At 56.8% G+C, this 23,320-nt stretch carries 20 protein-coding genes, 1 pseudogene and 1 other annotated feature; of the genes and pseudogenes, 4 read left to right on the top strand and 17 right to left on the bottom strand.

What is annotated here, in order from left to right; translation table 11 throughout:
* Nucleotides 1-154: 154 nt before the first annotated feature.
* Together dsdX and dsdA are read left to right on the top strand one after the other, a co-directional pair.
* Nucleotides 155-1,492: a D-serine transporter DsdX gene (gene dsdX, locus ACI2JR_RS12640; protein WP_132729152.1), complete on the top strand. Its 1,338-nt coding sequence runs from the start codon at nt 155-157 to the stop codon at nt 1,490-1,492.
* A gap of 17 nt (nt 1,493-1,509) precedes the next feature.
* Entirely contained in the window at nt 1,510-2,838 is a 1,329-nt protein-coding gene (dsdA, locus tag ACI2JR_RS12635) for a D-serine ammonia-lyase (protein WP_462478683.1), read from the top strand.
* Between the two features lie 140 nt (nt 2,839-2,978).
* Here the strand turns inward: dsdA and ACI2JR_RS12630 are convergent, their stop codons facing one another.
* From ACI2JR_RS12630 to ACI2JR_RS12615, 4 genes are all read right to left on the bottom strand, one after another.
* Nucleotides 2,979-3,341 carry a DUF202 domain-containing protein gene (locus ACI2JR_RS12630; RefSeq protein WP_132729149.1) on the bottom strand — a complete coding sequence of 121 codons (363 nt, stop codon included), beginning with the start codon at nt 3,339-3,341 and terminating at the stop codon, nt 2,979-2,981.
* The gene (locus ACI2JR_RS12625; RefSeq protein ID WP_462478682.1) at nt 3,331-3,678 is read right to left on the bottom strand and encodes a YidH family protein; all 348 of its coding nucleotides are present in this window, start codon (nt 3,676-3,678) and stop codon (nt 3,331-3,333) included. The genes ACI2JR_RS12630 and ACI2JR_RS12625 overlap by 11 nt, the downstream gene beginning before the upstream one ends.
* Before the next feature lie 110 nt (nt 3,679-3,788).
* The gene (locus tag ACI2JR_RS12620; RefSeq protein ID WP_132729146.1) at nt 3,789-5,111 is read right to left on the bottom strand and encodes a 6-phospho-alpha-glucosidase; all 1,323 of its coding nucleotides are present in this window, start codon (nt 5,109-5,111) and stop codon (nt 3,789-3,791) included.
* Complete coding sequence (locus ACI2JR_RS12615) at nt 5,108-6,730, bottom strand: alpha-glucoside-specific PTS transporter subunit IIBC (protein ID WP_132729144.1); 1,623 nt, start codon at nt 6,728-6,730, stop codon at nt 5,108-5,110. Before ACI2JR_RS12615 ends, ACI2JR_RS12620 begins: the two co-directional genes overlap by 4 nt.
* A 300-nt stretch (nt 6,731-7,030) precedes the next feature.
* Here ACI2JR_RS12615 and ACI2JR_RS12610 point away from each other — a divergent pair, with 300 nt between their 5' ends.
* Complete coding sequence (locus ACI2JR_RS12610; protein ID WP_132729142.1) at nt 7,031-7,777, top strand: GntR family transcriptional regulator; 747 nt, start codon at nt 7,031-7,033, stop codon at nt 7,775-7,777.
* Here the strand turns inward: ACI2JR_RS12610 and ACI2JR_RS12605 are convergent.
* From ACI2JR_RS12605 to ibpA, 3 genes are all read right to left on the bottom strand, one after another.
* On the bottom strand, nt 7,745-9,406 hold the full coding sequence (locus ACI2JR_RS12605) for a putative transporter (protein WP_462478681.1): 1,662 nt from the start codon (nt 9,404-9,406) through the stop codon (nt 7,745-7,747). The genes ACI2JR_RS12610 and ACI2JR_RS12605 overlap by 33 nt on opposite strands.
* A 177-nt stretch (nt 9,407-9,583) precedes the next feature.
* Entirely contained in the window at nt 9,584-10,012 is a 429-nt protein-coding gene (gene ibpB / locus ACI2JR_RS12600; protein ID WP_132729139.1) for a small heat shock chaperone IbpB, read from the bottom strand.
* Between the two features lie 113 nt (nt 10,013-10,125).
* A complete protein-coding gene (gene ibpA, locus ACI2JR_RS12595; protein WP_132729137.1) occupies nt 10,126-10,539 on the bottom strand; it encodes a small heat shock chaperone IbpA in 414 nt (137 codons plus the stop codon).
* Nucleotides 10,533-10,606, bottom strand: a sequence feature (ROSE (Repression Of Heat Shock gene Expression) occurs in the 5'-region of heat shock genes and acts as an RNA thermometer to modulate expression.). Its footprint overlaps the gene before it by 7 nt.
* A 239-nt stretch (nt 10,607-10,845) precedes the next feature.
* Between ibpA and ACI2JR_RS12590 the strand changes: the two genes are divergently transcribed.
* The gene (locus ACI2JR_RS12590; protein ID WP_132729136.1) at nt 10,846-11,178 is read left to right on the top strand and encodes a YceK/YidQ family lipoprotein; all 333 of its coding nucleotides are present in this window, start codon (nt 10,846-10,848) and stop codon (nt 11,176-11,178) included.
* A gap of 1 nt (nt 11,179) precedes the next feature.
* Here ACI2JR_RS12590 and ACI2JR_RS12585 read toward each other — a convergent pair whose 3' ends face one another.
* The 10 genes and pseudogenes from ACI2JR_RS12585 to dnaN form a co-directional block, all read right to left on the bottom strand.
* Nucleotides 11,180-12,406 carry a DUF3748 domain-containing protein gene (locus ACI2JR_RS12585; RefSeq protein ID WP_132729134.1) on the bottom strand — a complete coding sequence of 409 codons (1,227 nt, stop codon included), beginning with the start codon at nt 12,404-12,406 and terminating at the stop codon, nt 11,180-11,182.
* Nucleotides 12,407-12,457: 51 nt separating this feature from the next.
* Nucleotides 12,458-13,794: pseudogene (locus ACI2JR_RS12580) on the bottom strand (MFS transporter).
* A gap of 125 nt (nt 13,795-13,919) precedes the next feature.
* Nucleotides 13,920-15,068 (bottom strand): galactonate dehydratase, encoded by a 1,149-nt coding sequence (gene dgoD, locus ACI2JR_RS12575; RefSeq protein ID WP_132729130.1) that lies wholly within the window; start codon nt 15,066-15,068, stop codon nt 13,920-13,922.
* Entirely contained in the window at nt 15,065-15,682 is a 618-nt protein-coding gene (locus ACI2JR_RS12570) for a 2-dehydro-3-deoxy-6-phosphogalactonate aldolase (protein ID WP_462478680.1), read from the bottom strand. The genes dgoD and ACI2JR_RS12570 overlap by 4 nt, the downstream gene beginning before the upstream one ends.
* A 56-nt stretch (nt 15,683-15,738) precedes the next feature.
* A complete protein-coding gene (locus ACI2JR_RS12565; RefSeq protein WP_132729127.1) occupies nt 15,739-16,611 on the bottom strand; it encodes a 2-dehydro-3-deoxygalactonokinase in 873 nt (290 codons plus the stop codon).
* On the bottom strand, nt 16,608-17,297 hold the full coding sequence (gene dgoR / locus ACI2JR_RS12560; RefSeq protein WP_132729126.1) for a D-galactonate utilization transcriptional regulator DgoR: 690 nt from the start codon (nt 17,295-17,297) through the stop codon (nt 16,608-16,610). Before dgoR ends, ACI2JR_RS12565 begins: the two co-directional genes overlap by 4 nt.
* Before the next feature lie 246 nt (nt 17,298-17,543).
* Nucleotides 17,544-18,356: a sugar-phosphatase gene (gene yidA / locus ACI2JR_RS12555; protein WP_132729124.1), complete on the bottom strand. Its 813-nt coding sequence runs from the start codon at nt 18,354-18,356 to the stop codon at nt 17,544-17,546.
* A gap of 209 nt (nt 18,357-18,565) precedes the next feature.
* Complete coding sequence (gene gyrB, locus ACI2JR_RS12550; protein ID WP_132729122.1) at nt 18,566-20,980, bottom strand: DNA topoisomerase (ATP-hydrolyzing) subunit B; 2,415 nt, start codon at nt 20,978-20,980, stop codon at nt 18,566-18,568.
* 28 nt (nt 20,981-21,008) lie between these two features.
* Nucleotides 21,009-22,082 carry a DNA replication/repair protein RecF gene (gene recF, locus ACI2JR_RS12545; protein ID WP_132729121.1) on the bottom strand — a complete coding sequence of 358 codons (1,074 nt, stop codon included), beginning with the start codon at nt 22,080-22,082 and terminating at the stop codon, nt 21,009-21,011.
* A 144-nt stretch (nt 22,083-22,226) separates the two neighbouring features.
* Nucleotides 22,227-23,320, bottom strand: a 1,094-nt coding sequence (gene dnaN / locus ACI2JR_RS12540; RefSeq protein WP_462478679.1) for a DNA polymerase III subunit beta, incomplete at its 5' end; no start/stop codon positions are given.

Raw genomic sequence — 23,320 nt, 5'->3', positions numbered from 1 at the left:
AAAAAGTGATTCATGACACAAAAAACAGACATTTTAAGACCGAAATCACCATTTTGATTTAATCCAATTCACCTGAAAGGCGATTTATATCGTTTGTCAGCCGATGACGTTTTTCTGTTCAATAGCCGCAGATTATTCACAGGCGAGGTGGGGTATGGAATCTCAGATTTGGGTTGTGAGCACGCTATTGATAAGCATCGTGTTGATTATATTAACTATCGTAAAGCTGAAACTTCACCCGTTCCTGGCGCTGCTGTTAGCCAGCTTCTTCGTTGGCGCCATGATGGGCATGAGCCCGCTGGATATGGTCAACGCCATTGAAAACGGGATCGGCGGAACCCTCGGCTTCCTGGCGGCGGTGATCGGCCTCGGCACTATCCTCGGTAAAATGATGGAGGTCTCGGGCGCCGCAGAACGTATTGGCCTGACCCTCCAGCGCTGCCGCTGGCTATCGGTCGATGTGATCATGGTGCTGGTGGGCCTGATTTGCGGGATTACGCTGTTTGTCGAAGTGGGCGTGGTGCTGCTGATTCCGCTGGCCTTTTCGATCGCCAAAAAGACCCACACCTCCCTGCTGAAGCTGGCTATTCCTCTGTGTACCGCATTAATGGCCGTACATTGCGTCGTACCGCCGCATCCGGCCGCGCTGTTCGTCGCCAATAAACTGGGTGCCGATATAGGTACCGTGATTGTCTACGGTCTGCTGGTCGGCCTGATGGCTTCGCTGGTCGGCGGGCCGCTGTTCCTGAAAATACTGGGCAACCGCCTGCCGTTCAAAGCGGTTCCTCTCGAGTTCGCTAATCTGGAAGTCCGTAAGGAAGAGACGCTGCCGTCGCTCGGCGCCACGCTGCTGACCATCCTGCTGCCAATTGCGTTGATGCTGATAAAAACCGTGGCCGAGCTGAATATGGCCAAAGGCGGCACGCTGTACATGCTGCTGGAGTTTATCGGTAACCCCATTACCGCCATGTTCATCGCCGTCTTCGTGGCTTACTACATCCTGGGGATCCGCCAGAATATGGGCATGGCCACGCTGCTGACCCATACCGAAAAGGGCTTCGGCTCGATCGCCAACATTCTGCTGATTATCGGCGCGGGCGGCGCGTTCAACGCCATCCTAAAAACCAGCGGCCTGGCCGATTCGCTGGCGGTCATTCTGTCGAACATGCATATGCACCCGATTCTGCTGGCCTGGCTGGTGGCGCTGATTCTGCACGCGGCGGTGGGTTCGGCGACCGTCGCCATGATGGGGGCGACCGCTATCGTCGCGCCGATGCTGCCGCTGTACCCTGGCGTCAGCCCGGAGATCATCGCCATCGCCATTGGTTCCGGCGCAATTGGCTGCACGATCGTTACCGATTCCCTGTTCTGGCTGGTTAAACAATACTGCGGGGCGAGCCTGAATGAGACGTTCAAATACTATACTACGGCCACATTTATCGCCTCCGTGCTTGCACTGGCCTGCACCTTCCTGCTTTCTTTCATCATCTGAGCGCAAAGAGACGTAATATGAAAAACGCTGACATGACCACTTTACTTGCACAGTACCCTCTGCTGGAGAATCTGATTGCCCTGAAAGAAACCACCTGGTTTAACCCGGCAACCACCTCGTTAGCCGCAGGTTTACCCTACGTGGGCCTGACCCGCGACGATGTCCAGGACGCCCGCGCCCGGCTTGAGCGCTTCGCGCCGTACCTGGCGCAAGCCTTCCCGGAAACCGCCGCCGACGGCGGAATTATCGAATCTGAACTGGTTGCGATTCCGGCCATGAAAGCGCGACTGGAACAGGCTTTTTCCCAGCCCATCGCCGGCGATTTACTGTTGAAAAAAGACAGCCATCTGCCCATCTCCGGCTCTATCAAAGCCCGCGGCGGTATTTATGAGGTCCTGACCCACGCCGAAAAACTGGCGCTGGACGCGGGTTTACTCACCCCCGCCGATGACTACCGTAAGCTGCTGACGCCGGCATTTAAGCACTTCTTTAGCCAGTACAGCATCGCGGTGGGCTCCACCGGTAACCTCGGGATGTCGATTGGTATCATGAGCGCGCGTATCGGTTTTAACGTCACCGTACATATGTCTGCCGACGCCCGGGCATGGAAAAAAGCGAAGCTGCGCAGCCACGGCGTGACGGTGGTTGAATACGAACAGGATTACGGCGTCGCGGTCGAACAGGGACGTAAGGCCGCAGAAGGGGATCCCAACTGTTTCTTTATCGATGACGAAAACTCGCGCACGCTGTTCCTCGGCTATGCCGTCGCCGGCGAACGCCTGAAGGCGCAGTTTGCCCGCCAGGGACGGGTGGTGGACGCCGATCGTCCGCTGTTTGTGTATCTGCCGTGCGGCGTGGGCGGCGGCCCTGGCGGCGTCGCATTTGGGCTGAAGCTGGCCTTCGGCGACCATGTCCGCTGTTTCTTCGCCGAACCCACGCACTCCCCGTGCATGCTGCTCGGCGTCCATACCGGCCTGCATGATGGTATCTCGGTCCAGGATCTCGGGATTGATAACCTGACCGCCGCCGACGGTCTGGCCGTTGGCCGGGCCTCAGGTTTCGTCGGACGGGCCATGGAGCGCCTGCTGGATGGCTTCTACACCCTCAATGACCAGACGATGTATGACATGTTGGGCTGGCTGGCGCAGGTAGAGAGTATTCGCCTGGAACCGTCGGCGCTGGCGGGGATGGCCGGACCGCAGCGCATCTGCGCCAGCGCGGCGTACCAGCAGATGCACGGCTTCACGGCGGAACAGATGCAGCATGCGACGCACCTGGTCTGGGCGACCGGCGGAGGTATGGTGCCGGAAGATGAGATGGCGCAGTACCTGGCGAAAGGACGCTAAGGCACCGTCAACGCAGCAGCGACATCAGCTCCGCCGCTGACCGCTGCTGCCTGCGTAAATCGCGCATCACCCGCATACAGCTGCCGCGGCGTATTCCGCGCCCGAAGCGGGTGGACTAAGCTGACTCGCCTGACTTCCTGTCATGTCACCGCCTGAATGAATAACCCGATCTGCCGCAGGTGCATGAAAGCAAACAACAATGACAGCGAAAGCACTGCGAGAGCGATTAAAAATTTGTCACGCACCGCCTGCGGCTGCACAAAATCATTATCGTTCACATCCATCAGATTGCGGCTACGCGTGTAGCGCCAGAGGATTATCGCCACCACCGCCAGTACGCCAATCGACAGCCAGAACAGCGTGCCGGCGCTATGCCAGCTATGTTTAATCGCCAGCGCCATCAGCGCTCCGTAGCCCAGCAGGGTACGAAACCAGGCCAGCGACGTACGCTCCGGCTGCAGGCCCGGATCGCTTTCCCGCCGCGCCCGGCGCCTATCCGCCATAGAGCAACAGCGCCATCACCACCCCCACCACGATCATCAATAAGACGCTAATGACCAGCAGCGTTCTGGTGTAAGGCAGATCCTGCTTCAGGCGCATCGCTTTTTCGTTACTCAGCCAGCGCAGGTAGCCATAAATCGCCAGACCGCCGGCAAACAGGCACAGCAGCAGCGCCAGGAGTTCGCGAATCAGCGGCGTGGCAAAATCCGGCGCCAGCTGATCTAAGCCGACGCCGGCGGCAAGAAAGCCTAACGCCGTGCGGATCCACGCCAGAAAAGTGCGTTCGTTGGCCAACGAGAAGCGGTAATCCGGCGCTTCGCCGACGCGAGAAATTTTCATCAGAGTTCCTTGTTCGTACCGCGAGCAGGCTTCAGCATAGCGTAATTCATCACGAACAGGGGAGAGGCAGGAAGAACCGGCACCCGATGGATGCCGGCGAAGGGCAAAGATTAATGCAGCTCTGGCCAGAACGCTTTGTTGGCCTCAATCAGGTCATCGAGAATCGCTTTCGCCACCGACGCGCTCGGCACGGTTTTCGACAGGGTAATCGCCTGCCACAGCTTGTGATAGGAGCGGTGCTCCCAGGCATCAACCACCAGTTTTTCTACCGCCACCTGCTGGCTCATCATCCCCTTCTGGAAGTGCGGAATATCGCCCACCGTCAGCGGTTCCGGCCCATTGTGGCCAACCAGGCACGGAATCTCGACCATCGCATCGGCGTCAAAGTTATGGATAGCGCCATTGTTCGGCACAATCAACAGCATACGTTCCTGAGTGTTGAAGGCGATCGCCGTCGCCAGGTCCACGATATAGGAAGCGTGCTCATCGATCTCCAGATCGCCTGCGGAGGATTTGCCCGCGGCGATAATCGCCCGACAGGCGCTGAAGACATTTTTCTCGCGGTGATCCATGACCTCGTTAGCGCGGGTGCGTTCCGGGTTGGAATGTTCAACCACATAATCCGGGAACAGATAGTACTTCAGATAGGTATTCGGCATGGTGTCCGGATCCAGCGCCTGCACATCTTTGGCTTTGGCGAAGGTATCATTCCAGCTGGCCTCGGTATGCGGATCGTTAGAGGGCGGAACATAGCCGTGTTTCGCCACATATTCCCGCAGTTTCGGCATCAGATCGTTACCCTGCAGATCTTCAATCGAGGTCCACCAGCCGAAGTGGTTCAGGCCATAGTAGCGCACGCGCATCTGTTTACGATCCGGCAGGCCGACGATTTGCGCCATGCGCCCTTCAATACCGATCGGCATATCGCAGATGTTGAGGATTTTGGCATTCGGACGCAGGCGACGGGTGGCCTCCGCCACAATCGCCGCCGGGTTGGAGTAGTTGAGCATCCAGGCGTTCGGCGAATATTTTTCCATGTAATCCACCAGTTCCAGGACGCCGCCAATAGAGCGCATACCGTAGGCAATCCCACCAGGTCCGCAGGTTTCCTGGCCCAGCACGCCGTGGCGCAGCGGGATCTTCTCATCTTTTTCGCGCATCGGATATTTGCCGACGCGAATATGCGCCATCACAAAATCCACGTCGGTGAAGGCGGCCTGCGGATCGGTGGTATAGCTGAACTCAATCTCCGGAGCCTGCTCTTTGAGGATCACCTTGCACGCTTCGGCGATGGTCTCCTGACGCGCGCCGTCGTTGTCATAAAATTTCAGTGCCCGCAGCGGGAAACGGTCCTGGTTTGCTAACAACATCAATACGATACCCGGGGTAAATGTACTGCCGCCGCCTGCGATAACAACTGAGAATTTTTTCATGATACTGCCTCCGTCATGGTGGTTTGTTCGGTCTGTAGAGAATCTTTCATCAGGGATTCGAGCTGGTCGCGAACCTGAGGGACGTGCAGGCCAACGATGACCTGAATCCCGTTGCCGCGACGCACCACCCCGTGAGCGCCCAGCGCTTTAAAGACGTCGTCGCTTTGCGTGTGCGCCATATCGACCAGCGCGATGCGCAGCCGGGTGGCGCAGTTATTGACGCTCTCGATGTTGCTCGCGCCGCCCAGCGCCTGCAGGAAACCTGCGGCCTGGCCTAATTTGGTCTCTGCGGCGCCCGCCGCGGTGGTCTTGCCGCGGGCCGCCTGATAATCCGCCTTGCTGTAGAGCTTGATTTCACTCTCTTCGCGACCCGGGGTTTTCAGATTGAAATGCAATATCAGGCTGCGGAAGATAACGAAGTAGATACCGGTGAAGCACACTCCGATGCCGATCTGGATGAACATCATCGAGGCGTGGTTATGGAACATCGGGATCCAGTTTTGCGGCAGGAACTGGTCCAGCAGGCCGCCGCCAAAATTTCCCACCACGCCGCACATGTACATCACCGTCGCCATCGTCGCCGCCAGCACCGCATGGACGGCAAACAGCAGCGGGGAGATAAACAGGAAGGTGAACTCCAGCGGCTCGGTAATCCCCACCAGCATGGCGGTCAGCGTCGCCGGAATGAGCAACCCGGCCACCTTCACGCGATTGGCGGGGGAAGCGGTGAAGTAGAGCGCCAGCGCAATCCCGACCGAGCCAAAGACTTTGGAGTTACCGTGCAGGGCAAAACCGCCTTCCGGGAACAGGGCTTTCAGCGGTTCAGTACTCTGGCTGAACTCTTGCAGATGCTGCGCCCAGTACACCTGGATGCCGCCCTCAACCACTGCCGGGCCAAAAATAAACGGTCCATAGACGAAGTGATGTAGCCCGGTAGGAATCAGAATGCGCTCAAGGAAAATATAAACCCAGACGCCAAGCGCCCCGGCCGAGCGTAAAAAGGCCTGCAGTGATTCGATGCCCATCTGCACTTTTGGCCAGCCCAGCAGCGTTAACCAGGCGCAGGGAATCATCGCCAGGAAGGCGACGATCACGACAAATGACGACCCCTGGAAAATACCGAGAAATACCGGCAGCGGTTTGTCAAAATAGCGGTTATGTAGCGCGGTGACGATTCCGGAAATAGCGATCGCGCCGATGATACTGGTATCCAGGGTTTTAATGCCGGCAATCATCGTCAGACCGCTACCCGCCGTAGGGTCGGCAGAAAAGTCGACGCCGAAAAAATGGCCCCAGGTCATCCCCATGGCGTTAATGAAGTAGTTCCAGGTCAGGAAACTGACCAGTACCGCCAGACAGGCCCGCCCCTGGGCCTGCTTTGCCAGGCCAATCGGTAAACCAACGGCGAAGATCAGCGGCATATTGCGAAATATCGTCCAGCCGCCCTCTTCAATAATGTGGACAATCTGGGCAAATAAACTATCAGGTGCCGTAAGCGCTTCGCCGACAAACATCGGGTTGCGCAGCATAATGGCTATCCCCACCACGATCCCGGCGAAAGGAAACAACAAAACCGGGGTAAACATGGCGCCGCCAAAACGTTGTATTTGACTGAGCATTTTAAAATCCTCATTTAACAACCAGTAGGGTAAGAGAGGCCTTATTTGTGTTGAGTATCGGCCTAAAGCGAGAATAGGAATTTACCTGTCTGACAACATGCTATGGCGTTGCGATTCGTGATCGCTTTCATGGTTTTATTTACAGCAATGTTGTCTACTTTTTGTGTAAAAATTAGACATGATGAATTGTGTTGATACGGGCGGGCGAATGAATAAATAACATCTCAATGTATTAAATGGATTTTTTACGCAAAAAGACGGTTTGATTACTCTTTTAATAAATGGAATAGAGGTCTACTGGTGATCTACAAATCTATTGCGGACAGATTACGGCTTCGGCTGAATTCTTCCGATTTCAATATCGGCAGTCCGTTACCGGGTGAGAAAAAGCTGGCGCAAGAGTTTGGCGTCGCGCGGATGACGGTCCGGAAGGCTATCGACCTGCTGGTGAGCTGGGGGCTGGTGGTTCGTCGTCACGGCTCCGGAACCTTCGTCGCCCGGAAAGATGTTCACCATGAGACCACTAATCTGACCGGTCTTGCCGAGGTGTTACGTCAGCAGGGGAAAGAGGTGGTAAGCCAGGTGCTGATCTTCGAAGTGATGCCCGCCCCGCCGGCTATCGCCAGCCAGCTGCGCATCCAGATTAATGAACGGATCTATTTCTCGCGCCGGGTACGCTACGTGGACGGTAAATCTCTGATGCTCGAAGACAGCTATATGCCGGTAAAACTGTTTCGCAACCTGTCGCTGGCGCATCTGGAGGGGTCAAAATTCGACTACATCGAAAAGGAGTGCGGCATCACCATTAGCGGCAACTATGAAAGCCTGACGCCGGTGCTGGCAGACAGACAGCTGGCCCAGTCGATGAATGTCCCGGAGCAAACGCCGCTGTTGCGTATTACCTCCCTTTCCTACAGCGACAGCGGCGAGTTCCTCAACTATTCGGTGATGTTCCGCAATGCCAGCGAATATCAGGTGGACTACCATCTGCGGCGCGTCCACCTTGAAACGCCGTTAACCCATTCCCCAGAACAGCACGGCCAGTAGCTGCGGCGTAATGATGCGCAAAAACATCACCAGCGGATAGACCGTCGCATATGAAAGCGCCGCCGCCCCGCTGGTGGCGTGCAGATTGTTGGCGAAGGCCAGCGCCGGAGGGTCGGTCATCGATCCGGCCAGCATGCCGCACAGAGTCAGATAGTTCATCTTCAGCAGCAGCCGCGCCAGAATCCCTACGGCCAGCAGCGGGATCGCGGTGATAAAAATCCCGTAGGCAATCCAGCTCAGCCCGTCACCTTCGGTCAGCGTCGCCACGAAATCGCCGCCGGATTTCAGCCCCACGACCGCCAGAAACAGCACAATCCCCAGCTCGCGTAGCGCGAGGTTGGCGCTCGGCGGCATAAACCAGTACAGCTTGCCGATACTGCCGATGCGCCCGAGGATCAGCGCCATAATCAGCGGCCCGCCGGCCAGCCCCAGCTTCAGCGCGGCCGGGAAGCCGGGAATAAACAGCGGGATCGAGCCAAGCAGCACCCCGAGGCCAATACCGATAAACACCGGCAGCATCTGCACCTGCTGCAGTTTTTGCTGCGCGTTGCCCAGTTCAGCGGCAACGGCATCGATCGCCTCCGGGCGACCGACAAGATTAAGAATGTCGCCAAACTGCAGGCTGGCGTGACTGCTGGCCACCAGCTCAACCCCGGCGCGATTCAGCCGCGAGATCACCACGTCATAGCGCTGTTTAAAATGCAGATCGCGGATACGCTTGCCTAACACCTTCTCGTTGGTGACGACCACCCGCTCCACTTTGAGATCCGTGCCGCGGGTGGAGAGCGAGGTCGCCACTTCCTTGCCGATGACCAGCTGAGCGTTATGTAAATCCTCCGGTCGCCCGACAAGATGCAGGAGATCGCCGGTTTGAATTAAGGTTCCCGGCGCCGGTACCATCAGCAGCTCATCGCGCTTGAGACGAGAACAAATCAACTTATCGCTGTTGAGCATCGGAACGTCCTGAATCGCCATATTATTCAGGTTAGGGTTTTCCACGCGAACGTTGATGGTTTGCAGGACCGCATGCCCGTTCCCGCTGTGCTCATCGAACTGCTGGGCTTCGTTTTCGACGTTAATGCGAAAGAACAGACGCACCAGCCACATGGTCAGCAGAATACCGCAAATGCCGAACGGATAGGCCATGGCATAGCTCATCCCCATCTGGTCGATAACCTCAAACGGCACGCCAAGGTCGCGCAGAATCTGCTGCCCGGCCCCGAGCGCCGGCGTATTGGTGACCGCACCGGAGAAAATACCGAGCACCACCGGCAGCGGGATTTGAAACAGCTTATGCAACAGCGCGGTGACCAGACCGCCGAGGATCACGATAAGGATGGCGAAGAGATTGAGCCGTAGCCCGGAGACGCGCAGAGAAGCAAAGAAACCCGGCCCTACCTGAATACCGATGGTATACACGAAGAGGATCAGGCCAAACTCCTGGATAAAGTGCAGCATCGGGCTGCTGAGGGCAATCCCCGCCTGGTCGACAAAGTGGCCAACGATAATGCCGCCAAACAGCACGCCGCCGATGCCAAACCCGACGCCGCGAATTTTGACATTGCCGATCCACAATCCGACTACCGCCACCAGCGCCAGTACGCTGACGGTCAATGCGATATCACTCATCGTCTGTTCCCTGTGAATAACATCATCAATAGCAGGGATTATGACCTAAGCCTCCAGGCCAGTATGCAGCCTGGCGCACAATAATCAGCGGGTCATCGGAATGACATATCGACCATGAGACCAGGTTTTCAGGTAAAAAAAAGCCCCGAAAATCGGGGCCTTGTATGCGAAGTCGGCTTAGCTATCGAGGGCCGGGCGCTCGCTGATGGCGATACGCTGCGGGATAACCGCCTCTGGCTCGTTGCGGGTTAAATCAATATGTAACAAACCGTTGTTGAAGGTCGCACCGGAGACTTCCATATTTTCTGCCAGGGTAAAGCTCAGGCTAAAGGCCTGGTTGACTAACCCCTGATGCAGCCATTGTGTTTCTTTGTCCGCCTGCTGCGGCGTCCCTTTCACGCTCAGGCGCGTCCCTTCCAGCTGAATATCCAGATCTTCCTGACGGAAACCGGCCAACGCAAGGGTGATGCGATAGTGGTTATCGTCGCTTTTCTCAATGTTATACGGCGGGAAGCCCTGGTTTTCGCTGGTGGTTTGCAGTGCGCTGGCCAGTTTGTCAAAACCGATCCATTGACGCAGCAGCGGGGATAAATCGTAGTTACGCATAGTCTGTTTCTCCTTCTAAGAAGCGAGTAAGTACCGCGGGTTTAAAACCCGCATTTGCTCCCTGACGGCGAGCAAGTTTTCCGGGATCGGGCCGCGCTGGCGACCCAACAGGATTAGTTGATGGCGATACGGCGTGGCTTATCGGCTTCCGGAATCACGCGTTCCAGATCGATATACAGCAGACCGTTCACCAGGTTGGCGCCGCGGACATGAATATTTTCCGCGAGCTGGAATTTGCGCTCAAAGTTGCGCTCGGCGATCCCCTGATAAAGATAGGTCCGTTCTTTCTGCTCGGCCGTATGGGAGCCTTTCACGATCAGCAGATTATCCTGCGCGGTGATCTCCAGTTCGCTCTCAGCAAAGCCGGCAACGGCGATAGCGATGCGATAATGGTTTTCATCTACCAGCTCGACGTTGTACGGAGGGTAGCCGCCATTACTCTGGCTCTGATTGTTCTCTAACAGATTAAAAAGGCGGTCAAAACCAATGGCAGAACGATACAGCGGAGAGAGATCGAAATTACGCATAATAAATAGCTCCTGAAATCAGCGAGAATTTATGACCTTCCATCATGGACAGGTCGTTATCACCCGGAATACCCCGCAGGCGTATCCTCATCGGGCCACATTATTAAAATGTGGTTCCTCCCACTGTTTTCAAGCGCGGAAGGCCAATTTTTTTTGCAGTTTCCCGCTGATTGCTTAGACTGGGGAGAGCACAAAAAGCAAAATGCGATGCCTGCCACAGTGCGGCGCAATAACGCTAGGCATTCACGGGATGGCTCGATATAACCGATATAAAGGTTATCTCAATGCCGAAACAACGATGGAAGAATGATGAAAAGCGGTCTGTTAAAGCTGGTCCTGTTCAGCGGGATGGTAAGTTTGAGCGGTTGCTCCAGCGTGATGTCGCATACCGGCGGAAAAGAAGGAACCTATCCGGGAACCCGAGCCAGCGCGCAAATGCTGGGGAGTAATGATGCCAACTGGGGGACGAAATCCCTGGTCGCCCTTGATATGCCCTTCACGGCGGTGATGGACACCCTGCTGCTGCCGTGGGATATGTTCCGTACTGACAGCTCGATAAAATCGCGTGTGGAAAAGAGCGAGCAAAAGGCGCTGGCGACCAACTCGGTCATTCCGCCAGCAACCCTGACCGCACCTTGATTTAAAACGTGACTTCGGTTATCCACAGTTGACGATAGCCGCCCACTTCCTGCATCCAGGCCAGCTGTTTCCCGTCCGGAGAAAATACCACTGCGTCCGCGGAAGGCGGATTTTCATGATCGGCCGTCAAAAAGGTGATTTCACCGCTGCGGGCATGGCAAATAGCCAGACGATTATCCAGTACAAATCCCAGCCATTCCCCCGACGGGTGCCAGTTAAAGGCCGATTGAATATCATTCACGTTGTGAGTTAATTGCCGCATATCGCGACCCTGCGGCGATATAAGCCACAGCTGAACCACTCCGGCCTCATCGCGCATCAAAAATGCGATCTGCGTTGCCTGCGGGTTTGCCCGCACCCAGTGGCGCGGCGTATTGACCAGCCCGGGATAGCGGCGATGATGAGTGAAGGTTAAACGTCGCTGCACCACCCCGGCCGGCGGTGCCGGCAGAGTAGCATCGGTGCCCGCCAGAGGCGCATCGCCCTGCTGCTTCCAGCCCCGTTCGCTGTCGGGCAGGGTTACCATAAACAGCTCCGGGATTTTTTCGCCCCCTATCGACAGCGTATCGCCGATAAATGCCAGCGCATGGTTACCCACCCAGCCTTCTTCATACGCCCGGTTTATCTCATCGCTGCCCGGGAGCGGCGTCGGCGTCGTCCGGCTCACCAGCACGCACCAGTGGCTGCCGCTATATTCACGCGGATGCTGCCCCCCCGGCGTCACCGGGCCATAGGGCGTCGCCACCCCGACGTTACGTAGATCCAGCGCGGGCGAGCGCTCGTGCAGGACATGATCGTTATAGGTAAAACTCACATACTGCCCGTCCGGGCTGTAAACATGGACATGGCTGCCGCCGCGCAGGGCGCCTGGCGTATACGGCGCGGTGATATCCATGGCGTCGAGGTTGTGCGTTTCGCCCTGATACGTCACCACGCCACGACGGTGGTGAAAATCGTACTGCCAGTCGTCATCAGGATGCTCAGGTCCATGAATAAAAACATATTTATCTTGCGCAGGATGAACGGTCACCACGCCAACATGGGCACCGTGCCCGGCATGATAGAGGGTTTCTACGTCACCGGTTTGCACATTCACCCGCTCAATCGTCTTGCCGGTAAAGGAGGCGCCCGACGGGCGAACGTCAAAGACCAGCCACTGGCTGTCCGCGGTCCAGGTACGAGTATTGGTAAGCTGATGATGACGGGAAGCAAAGGTGACTTGTTTCATAGAGATACCCTGATGCACAACGTTCACATCAGGGTATAGCATCGGGCTGGATTAACCTACACGTTTAACATCGCCCACCAGCAAGATATACGACAGGGCGCCAATCAGCGCGACGGCGGCGATATAAACCAGTGCCGGACCAAAACCATAGTCCTGCGCCAGATAACCAATCACCAGCGGAACGGTGATCCCGCCCAGCCCGCCGACGAAATTAAACACGCCCCCCGTCAGGCCAATCAGCCGCATTGGCGCCAGCGAGGAGACCAGCGACCAGGTAATGGAGGCAAAGCCGTTGCCAAAGAACGCCACCGCCATCAGTACCATGATCCAGACCGGGTCGTTAGTATAGTTAGCGCCCATAATGCAGGTAGAGATCAACAGACCGCAGATAATCGGCGTTTTACGCGCCACCCCTAGCGAGAAGCCTTTTTTCACCAGTCGATCCGCCAGCCAGCCGGAGAGCAGTACGCCGAAGAAAGCGGCCAGGAAGGGCACGGTGGTCATAAAGCCGGCCTTCAGCGCCGTGATCCCTTTCTCCTGCGTCAGGTAGTTCGGGAACCAGGTGAGGAAGAACCACAGCGTGGAGGTCACGGCAAACTGTCCCAGGTAGACGCCGATCAGTTTACGATGGAACACCAGTTTCCAGTCGGCTTTGCTCAGCGCCTGTCGCGCCGCTTTTTTAACCGGCGCATCGCCATCCACCAGCCCGCCGCCGTCGCGAATATAGTCCAGTTCCGCCTGGCTGATGCTTTTCGTCTGACGCGGCGGCTGATAGACCTTAAACCAGATTAAGGACCAGATAATGCCGATCCCGCCGGTCACGATAAACACCCAGTGCCAGCTGAGCATCTCCTGAATCCAGATCAGCAGCGGGGTCAGGAACGCCAGCCCCACAAACTGCCCGGAAGTGTAAAACCCGACGGCGGAAGCGCGTTCATGCTCCGGGAACCAGCTGGTGACCATCCGATTGTTGGTCGGGAAGGCCGGGGCTTCAAAAATCCCGGTAATCGCCCGCAGGCCAATCAATGACATCAGCCCTGTGGCGAATCCCTGGAACAGCGTCGCTACCGACCAGCCAAAAATAGCGATAAAGTACGTCAGTCGTGAACCGACCCGGTCAAGGAACCAGCCGCCGGGGATCTGGCAGAGCGTATAAAGCCAGGCAAAAGCAGAAAAAACATAGCCCATTTCCGCTTTGGTGATACCAAACTCCTCCTGAATATGCGCCGACGCCACGGCAAGGTTCGCGCGGTCAACATAGCAAATGACGACGGTAATAAAGATCATAAACAGCGTCAGATAACGACGACGCCCGGTTTTTGCAGCTGTAACTGAAATATCCATCGCAATCTGTCTCCAGATTTGGGCATAGCGAGGCCACTCACCATGCCCTGTAAAATACAGAGGGTGTATGTATTTATTTTTTAATTAATAACTTAAAGGTAATGCGCTCAATAATTCGTGGCGGGGAATACGTAGCTAACGCGCCGCCCGCATGAAGTACGACGCGCCATTACCACTCCGCGACCGACCCATCGGCGTGACGCCATACCGGGTTACGCCAGTCCGGCGCCGTTTTACTCAGCTCAATAACCCTGGCTTCGTCAATCTCGACGCCCAACCCCGGCTTCATTAACGGTTTAAAGAAGCCGCCTTCCATATTGAAGTCTGCTTTATTTTTCACAAAGTCGAGCAGCTCCGCGCCCTTGTTGTAGTGAATGCCCATGCTCTGCTCCTGGAATACCGCATTGCGTGAGACAAAATCGACGTGCAGGCAGGCGGCCAGCGCGATCGGTCCCAGCGGGCAGTGCGGCGCCAGCGCTACATCATACGCTTCCGCCATCCCGGCGATTTTATAGCATTCGGTAATCCCGCCCGCGTGCGACAGGTCCGGCTGCAGAATGGCCAGACCGCCCGCTTCCAGCACGCGCTTAAATTCGAAGCGCGAGAACATCCGCTCGCCCGCCGCGATAGGAATATGGGTTTGCGCCGCCAGCTGCGGATAATATTCCGCCTGTTCCGCCAGCACCGGTTCTTCGATAAACAGCGGACGATACGGCTCCAGTTCTTTAATCAGCACTTTGGCCATCGGCGCGCTGACGCGACCGTGAAAATCGAGGCCAAACTCAATTTCATTGCCGAAGGCTTCACGAATTTGCGCCACGGTATTCACCGCCGCATCCACCGCACGCGAATTATCGATCGCCCCCATCTCTTCGCAGCCGTTTAATTTGAAAGTATCAAAGCCAATACCGCGCAGCTTTTTAATCCCGTCGATGACTTCCGCAGGGCGGTCGCCGCCTACCCAGCTGTAGGCTTTGATTTTGTCGCGCACCAGGCCGCCCATCAGCTGCCACACCGGCGCATTCAGCACTTTACCTTTGATATCCCATAGCGCCTGGTCGATACCGGCAATGGCGCTCATCAGAATCGGGCCGCCGCGATAAAAACCGGCGCGATACATCACCTGCCACAGATCGTTGATTCGCGCAGGGTCCTGCCCTATCAGATATTCCCCCAGCTCGTGCACCGCCGCTTCCACGGTCCGCGCGCGCCCTTCAATCACCGGCTCGCCCCAGCCAACGACCCCTTCATCGGTTTCAATCTTCAGGAACATCCACCGCGGTGGTAAACGGTACGTGGTGAGTTTGGTTATTTTCATTGCACTGCCTCTCGATACGCTTTAACAAATGCGGCCGCCTGCTGTGCGGTGCGCTCGACGGACTGCCCGGCGCGATAAAGATCGCTCCCCAGCCCGGCGCCGGCACAACCGGCATCAATCCATTGCGCCAGATTCTCCGGCGTCACGCCGCCCACGGCGAAGACCGGGATCTCAGGCGGTAACACGGCTTTCAGCGCCTTGATATAGTCCGGGCCAAAAGCGGATGAGGGGAAGATCTTCAGCGCCTGCGCCCCGGCGTCGAGCGCGGTAAACGCTTCGGTCGCCGTCGCGCACCCCGGGCAAACGGTCATGCCATAGTCCACCGCCCGGCGAATGACCCCGGCATGAATATTGGGCGTCACGATAAGCCGGCAGCCCATTTTCGCCAGTTCGTCGACCTGCTCCGGCTGCAGCACGGTCCCCGCGCCGATCAGCGCCCGGTCGCCAAAGGCTTCGACGATCGCCGGAATGCTCTGCTGCCAGCGGGGAGAGTTGAGCGGAATTTCAACCGCATCGAATCCGGCGTCAATCACCGCGCCAACGTGCGCCAGCGCCTCTTCTGGCGTTACGCCGCGTAGAATGGCGATCAGCGGAAGCTTAGTTTGCCACTGCATATAGATGCTCCTTATTTACCCAAAATCATGGCGCGATCGGGACGGGCAGACGCTGCCTACATAGAGGCCGACTGAACGATAAAGCGGATACCTGCCTGAAATGCCGTATCGCCGTCTACCGTTGCCACCTCACGCCCGATGGCGTGAAATGCCTGAAGGTAGCGCGGGGTTAACGATGACCCGGCGACCAGCGTTAGCTGCCCGGCGAACTGCTCGCTCATGGTGGCGACTTCAGCACCGATCAGCAGGCCGGATAAAAACTCGCTCACCTGCTCGCGCGCCAGCGTACCCAGCACATGTGCGGCACGGACCTCAAACAGCTGTGGCAGCACGGCGGGCGAAGCAAGCCCCCGCTCCAGCCCGGCGGCAAAGGCGCCGGGAGCGGTTTCCTGTTGCGGCAACCCCGCGCCCACCAGCGAGTGGCGCAGCAGCAGATGATGCAGCTCCCCGGTCATCACGGTACGGAAATCATGGATCTGCTCGCGGTCCGCCTGCACCCATTTGCAGTGCGTACCGGGCATCACATAGACAGAAGAAGGGGAAAGGGCCCGAGCGCCAAGCAGCTGCGTCTCTTCGCCGCGCATCACGTTGTGGTTGTTATCCCCTGAGACGCACAGGCCGGGAATAATCCAGATATTGTCGCTAACGGGCGTTAACTGCTGGCTAATGGCGGAAAAACGGACGGGAACCGGCAGATACGGCGCGGTTTTCCAGCCCACGTTACTGCCAACCATTCCCGCCATCACCACCGGAGTGGCGCTATCGCGCCAGTTCTCGGTTATTTCGCTAAATACCGCGACCGGGGATTTCCCCTCCAGGCGGGTTACGCCAGCCTCTGATTGCCTGCTCTCCAGGCATTTTTCGCCCTGATACAGCCAGGCGCGCAGATTGGTCGAACCCCAGTCAATGGCGATGTAGCGAGATGTCATGTGATTTCCTTCAACCTTCGTGTCGAGCTGGCGATCATGGTCAGCGCCGCCTGCTCTGCCGCTTCGCTGTCCTGATGCCGGATAGCATCAAACAGCGCCTTATGTTCCTGGAGCGTTTTCGGCATATTGGCCTCATCGCCCATCCAGGTCCTTTCGAACACCGCTCGCTGTAGCGAGCTGATCGCTACGCTCAGCTGCTGCAGTACCGGGTTGTGCACCGACTGCAGCACCGCTTCGTGATAGCGAATATCGGCTTCGTTAAACGCATCCCGATCCTGGTTATTGGCAATCATGTCGTTGAGCGCCTCTTCGATTTGCGCCAGATCGCTCGAGGTTGCGCGTTCAGCCGCCCAGCGGGCGATGGCCGGTTCCACCAGGTTTCGGACTTCACTCATCGCGCCAATCAGGCGCGGGTCGTAATCATTCGCCAGCACCCACTGCAACACCTCGGTATCAAGGTAATTCCAGTGGTTACGCGGTGCGACGAAGGCGCCGCGATAACGCTTCATTTCAATCAGCCGCTTGGCCATTAACGAGCGAAACACTTCGCGAATAATGTTGCGCGAGGTGGCGAACTCGTCACACAGCTCCGCCTCCGCCGGCAGCGCCGAGCCGGGAACGTATTTACCGCTGACGATCTGGTTGCCCAGCGTGATAACGATGCGATCGGTTTTATTGAGAGTCATGGAGAGTCCTTGTGCTCTGTATGTCCTTCTCTACTTTACCGTGACCGCCGGATTTCGCCTCAACTTTGTAGTACTAACGTGATAGTACTCATCATTACCATGCACTCAATGTAGTACAATTATATTGTATTGTACTACAATTTAGATCACAAAAACGACAATTGATGATGAGAATATTGTTGGCCGGGAAACGGCAGGTATAAAAAAACCCGCGAGCGTCGCGGGTTGATTCCGGGGGAAGAGAGATTAATTCAGCACATACTTTTCAATGGCATAGGCAACGCCATCTTCAAGGTTAGATTTGGTGATAAAGTTTGCGGCTTCCTTCACCGTTGGGATCGCGTTGTCCATCGCCACGCCAACCCCGGCAAACTCAATCATCGCAATGTCGTTTTCCTGATCGCCAATCGCCATGATCTCTTCCTGCTTGATATTCAGCGCATCGGCCAGAGATTTCACGCCGGTCCCTTTATTGACGCGTTTATCGAGGATTTCGAGGAAGTACGGCGCGCTTTTCAGCACGGTATATTTCTCTTTTACTTCCGCCGGGATACGGGCGATGGCCTGGTCGAGAATCGCTGGCTCATCGATCATCATAACCTTCAGCAGCTGGATGTTCGGATCCATATTTTCGGCTTCGCAGAAGACCAGCGGAATCGTTGCCACGTAGGATTCATGCACCGTGTAGTAGCTTACATCGCGGTTGGCGGTGTACAGCGTGTTGCGGTCAAGGGCATGGAAATGGGAGCCGACCTCGCGGGCAAGCTGTTCCAGATAGCGGTAGTCGTCATAGCTCAGGGCCGTTTGCGCCACGGTACTGCCGTCGCTTGCCTTCTGCACTAACGCGCCGTTATAGGTGATGCAGTAGTCTCCCGGCTGCTCCATATGCAGCTCTTTCAGATAGCTGTGTACGCCGGCATACGGACGCCCGGTGGTGAGTACGACGTTGACGCCGCGAGCGCGCGCCGCGGCAATCGCGGTTTTTACAGCAGGAGAGATGGTATGGTCAGGCAGCAGCAGCGTGCCGTCCATATCAATTGCAATCAGTTTAATAGCCATGAGATCCCCAGGTAAGATGAGTCCTGGGCCATGCTAACGCGATTCCGCTCAAAAAACAGCAACAGAAGAGCGGGAAAACGGGGATAGGATCGAAAAGGGGAATTCCTCTTTTACGCGTGAGGAGCTCCCGGATCGCGACGCCAGGCGCCTTATCCGGGTCACTCCTTCAGCACGCCCGGCAAGCGTCGCGCCGCCGGGAAATCGACAGATTAGATATCGATGTTCGCCGCTTTCAGGGCGTTTTCTTCGATAAATGCGCGGCGCGGTTCAACGGCGTCGCCCATCAGGGTGGTAAACAGCTGGTCAGCGGCAATCGCATCCTTCACGGTCACGCGCAGCATACGACGGCTATCCGGATCCATCGTGGTTTCCCACAGCTGATCCGGGTTCATCTCGCCCAGACCTTTATAGCGCTGGATAGACAGGCCGCGACGGGACTCTTTCACCAGCCAGTCCAGCGCCTGCTCGAAGCTGGCAACCGGCTGACGGCGTTCGCCGCGTTCGATAAACGCGTCGTCTTCGATCAGGCCGCGCAGTTTCTCGCCCAGCGTGCAGATACGGCGATATTCACCGCCGGTGACAAACTCGTGATCCAGCGGATAGTCGGTATCCACACCGTGGGTACGGACGCGGATAACCGGCTCGAACAGCTGCTGCTCGGTGTTTTCGTGAATGTCGAATTTCCACAGGCTGCCGTGCTGCTCTTTCTCGTTCAGGTCGGTGACCAGCGCATTCACCCAGCGCGTCACGGTCTGCTCGTCAGAGAGGTCGGCTTCGTTCAGCGTTGGCTGGTAAATCAGCTCCTTGAGCAGCGATTTCGGGAAGCGACGCTCCATGCGAACGATCATTTTCTGCGTCGCATTAAACTCGGCAACCAGTTTTTCTAACGGTTCACCGGCCAGAGCCGGGGCGCTGGCGTTGGTGTGCAGGGTCGCACCATCCAGAGCGATAGAGATCTGGTACTGGTCCATCGCTTCATCGTCTTTGATGTACTGTTCCTGCTTGCCTTTCTTCACTTTGTACAGCGGCGGCTGGGCGATGTAGACATGACCGCGTTCCACGATTTCCGGCATCTGACGGTAGAAGAAGGTCAACAGCAGGGTACGAATATGCGAGCCGTCGACGTCCGCATCGGTCATGATGATGATGCTGTGATAACGCAGCTTGTCCGGGTTGTACTCGTCGCGCCCGATGCCGCAGCCCAGCGCGGTAATCAGCGTGGCCACTTCCTGCGAAGAGAGCATCTTGTCAAAACGGGCTTTCTCGACGTTGAGGATTTTCCCCTTCAGCGGCAGAATGGCCTGGTTCTTACGGTTACGGCCCTGCTTCGCAGAACCGCCCGCCGAGTCCCCTTCCACGAGGTACAGTTCGGACAGCGCCGGGTCACGCTCCTGACAGTCTGCCAGTTTGCCCGGCAGGCCTGCCAGGTCCAGCGCGCCTTTACGGCGGGTCATTTCACGAGCACGACGCGCCGCTTCACGAGCGCGCGCCGCATCGATAATTTTGCCGACCACGATTTTGGCGTCCGACGGGTTTTCCAGCAGGTATTCATTCAGCAGTTCGTTCATCTGCTGTTCTACCGCCGTTTTCACCTCGGAGGAGACCAGTTTGTCTTTGGTCTGCGAGGAGAATTTAGGATCCGGCACCTTCACCGAAACCACGGCAATCAGGCCTTCACGCGCATCGTCGCCGGTGGCGCTGACTTTCGCTTTTTTGCTGTAGCCTTCTTTATCCATGTAGGCGTTCAGGGTACGGGTCATCGCCGCGCGGAAGCCCGCCAGGTGAGTACCGCCATCGCGCTGCGGGATGTTGTTGGTAAAGCAGTAGATATTTTCCTGGAAACCGTCGTTCCACTGCAGCGCGACTTCAACGCCGATACCGTCTTTTTCGGTGGAGAAGTAGAAGATATTCGGGTGGATCGGCGTTTTGTTCTTGTTGAGATACTCCACGAACGCCTTGATGCCGCCTTCGTAGTGGAAATGATCTTCTTTGCCGTCACGCTTGTCGCGCAGGCGGATAGACACCCCGGAGTTGAGGAACGACAGCTCGCGCAGACGCTTCGCCAGGATGTCATATTCGAATTCAATCACATTGGTGAAGGTTTCGTAGCTGGGCCAGAAACGAACCATGGTGCCGGTTTTTTCGGTATCGCCGGTAATGGCCAGCGGCGACTGCGGCACGCCGTGGGTATAAATCTGACGGTGAACTTTACCGTCGCGCTGAATCACCAGCTCCAGTTTTTGTGACAGGGCGTTAACTACCGACACCCCTACGCCGTGCAGGCCGCCGGAGACTTTATAGGAGTTATCATCAAATTTACCGCCTGCGTGCAGCACGGTCATGATGACTTCCGCCGCCGAGACGCCCTCTTCCGGGTGAATACCGGTCGGAATACCGCGGCCATCGTCCTGTACGGAGACGGAGTTATCGCTATGGATAGTGACAACGATGTCTTTACAGTAACCTGCGAGCGCTTCGTCGATAGCGTTATCCACAACCTCGAATACCATGTGGTGCAGACCGGTGCCGTCATCCGTGTCGCCGATATACATACCCGGGCGCTTACGCACCGCATCCAGCCCTTTCAGGACTTTGATACTGGAGGAGTCATAAGAATTCGACATCAACGTTTCTCGCTCATTTAAACTTAGGTTAATCCGTTATTTTACCCTTTTCCACGGTGAACATCTTCGAATTTTTGTCCGACATGTCCATTACGTGTTCAGCGCTGATCGCGCTGACGAAAACCTGCGACTGCGTCGCTTTTAAGCGGCTGGCAAGCAGCCCGCGCCGCGCGTCATCAAGTTCCGAGGCAAAATCATCTATCAGATACAGGCAGCGTCTCCCGCTTTCGCGGGTTAAAAACTCCCCCTGCGCCAGTCGTAGCGCGCACATCAGGAGTTTAAGCTGCCCACGTGACAAAGTATCTTCGACCGGCGCACCATCGGCACGAATGCGGAAATCCGCTTTGTGCGGGCCGTGGGCGGTGTAGGTCAGCATGCGGTCACGCTCGAAGTTTCTCTCCAGCACCGCGGAATAGTCCGTTTCTTTCTCCCAGCCGCGCTGGAAGGAGAAGGTCAGAGAGAATTCAGGTAAAAACTGTTTACAGGTATCCGCCATATCTTCGACGATAGCGGCGCTATATTCGGCACGCCAGCGGCTGATTTGTTCCGCCAGCGGGATAAGTTCCAGATCCCAGGGCCGTATCTGGGCATAGCGGCTGACCTGACGCAGCGCGGCGTTACGCTGCTTCAGCAGGCGCTTCAGATTGCTCCAGGCGGTAAAGAATCCGGCTTCATTGTGAAAGCATCCCCAATCGAGGAAGGCTCTTCTGTATTTGGGGCCGCCGTTGAGTAAAGTAAACCCCTCCGGCGTAATCAGCTGCATCGGCATCAGGTGCGCCAGCTCCGCCACTTTATGGCCGTCGGTACCGTCAATACGGACCTTGCTGTCGCCCTGCTTATCTTTGGTCAGGCCGATCGCGACCTCGCGCTCCCCGCCCAGCAGACGCCCGTGCAGCACAAATGACTCCTGCTCATGGCGAATCACCCGGCCAATTTGCAAACTACGAAACGCCCGGCCGTGACCGAGCGTATAAATCGCCTCAAGCACGCTGGTCTTGCCGCTGCCGTTCGCGCCAACCAGAAAGTTAAAGCCGGGAGATAAAGCGAGATCCGCATCTTCAATGTTGCGGAAATCTTTGATTAGCAGGCGCGTTAGTGACATATCCGGGGTTCTTCAGACCAGGGCGTAATCGGCGCAGCCAGTTTCAACGCGGACTGCGCACAGACCCTGGAGCGTACACGAAGTACGTGACAGGGGCGAGCACGGCCCAGGTTGAAAATGGCAAGTAAGATAGCCCGATATTCTTTACAAGCGCATAGGCATGACAACGTAAGCTGCGGATTGTGACGCCGCATCCTCAATCTGCACGCTCGACACCGAGTCGGTCAGCAAAATACGCACGTTCTCGCACTTCAGCGCATTGAGCACATCCAGCACGTAGCTGACGTTAAAGCCGATTTCCATCTCGCTGCCGGAGTAGGAGACGTCGAGAATCTCTTCCGCTTCTTCCTGTTCCGGGTTATTAGCGGTGATTTTCAGCTGGTTTTCACTGACGTACAGGCGCACGCCGCGGAACTTCTCATTTGAGAGAATCGCCGCGCGGGCAAAGGCCTGCTTGAGAATATCGCAGCCGGCATCCAGATGTTTATCCGGATTTTTCGGCAATACGCGGCGATAATCCGGGAAACGGCCGTCAACCAGCTTCGAAGTGAAGATAAAGTCGCCGACGTGAGCGCGAATATTATTGCTGCCAATCTGCACGCGCAGCGGCGTATCGCCGCCGTCGAGCATACGCATCAGCTCAATCACCCCTTTACGCGGCACGATCACCGAATGGTTCGGCAGCGATTCGCCCAGCGGCATCGAGCAGACCGCCAGACGGTGCCCGTCGGTGGCGACGGTACGCAGTTCGTCACCTTCGGTCTCAAACAGCATGCCGTTTAAGTAATAACGAACGTCCTGGTGCGCCATCGAAAACTGGGTGGCTTCAATCAGGCGCTTCATCGTCGCCTGCGGCAGGGTAAATTCAACTTCGCTCTGCCAGTCATCCAGATTCGGGAAATCCGCGGCCGGCAGGGTCGACAGCGAGAAACGGCTGCGCCCGGAGCGCACCAGCATCCGATCGCCTTCCAGCTGCACCGCAATCTCCGCGCCTTCAGGCAGGCCGCGGCAGATATCAAAGAATTTACGCGCCGGAACGGTAGTTGCGCCCGCTTCATGCGGTTGAATCAGCGCAACGCGCGCCACCATTTCCATTTCCAGGTCCGTACCGGTCAGCGACAGCGCGCCGTCCGCGACCTGAAGCAGCAGGTTACCGAGAATTGGCAGCGTCGGACGACCACCTAAGGGACCGCTAACCTGTTGCAGCGGTTTTAATAAATGTTCACGTTCTACGGTAA

This window comes from Klebsiella sp. NPDC088457, assembly GCF_044900465.1.
Lineage (GTDB): Bacteria > Pseudomonadota > Gammaproteobacteria > Enterobacterales > Enterobacteriaceae > Klebsiella.
The sequence above is the reverse complement of the archived record's forward strand: the minus strand, read 5'-3'. Positions and strand labels throughout refer to the sequence as shown.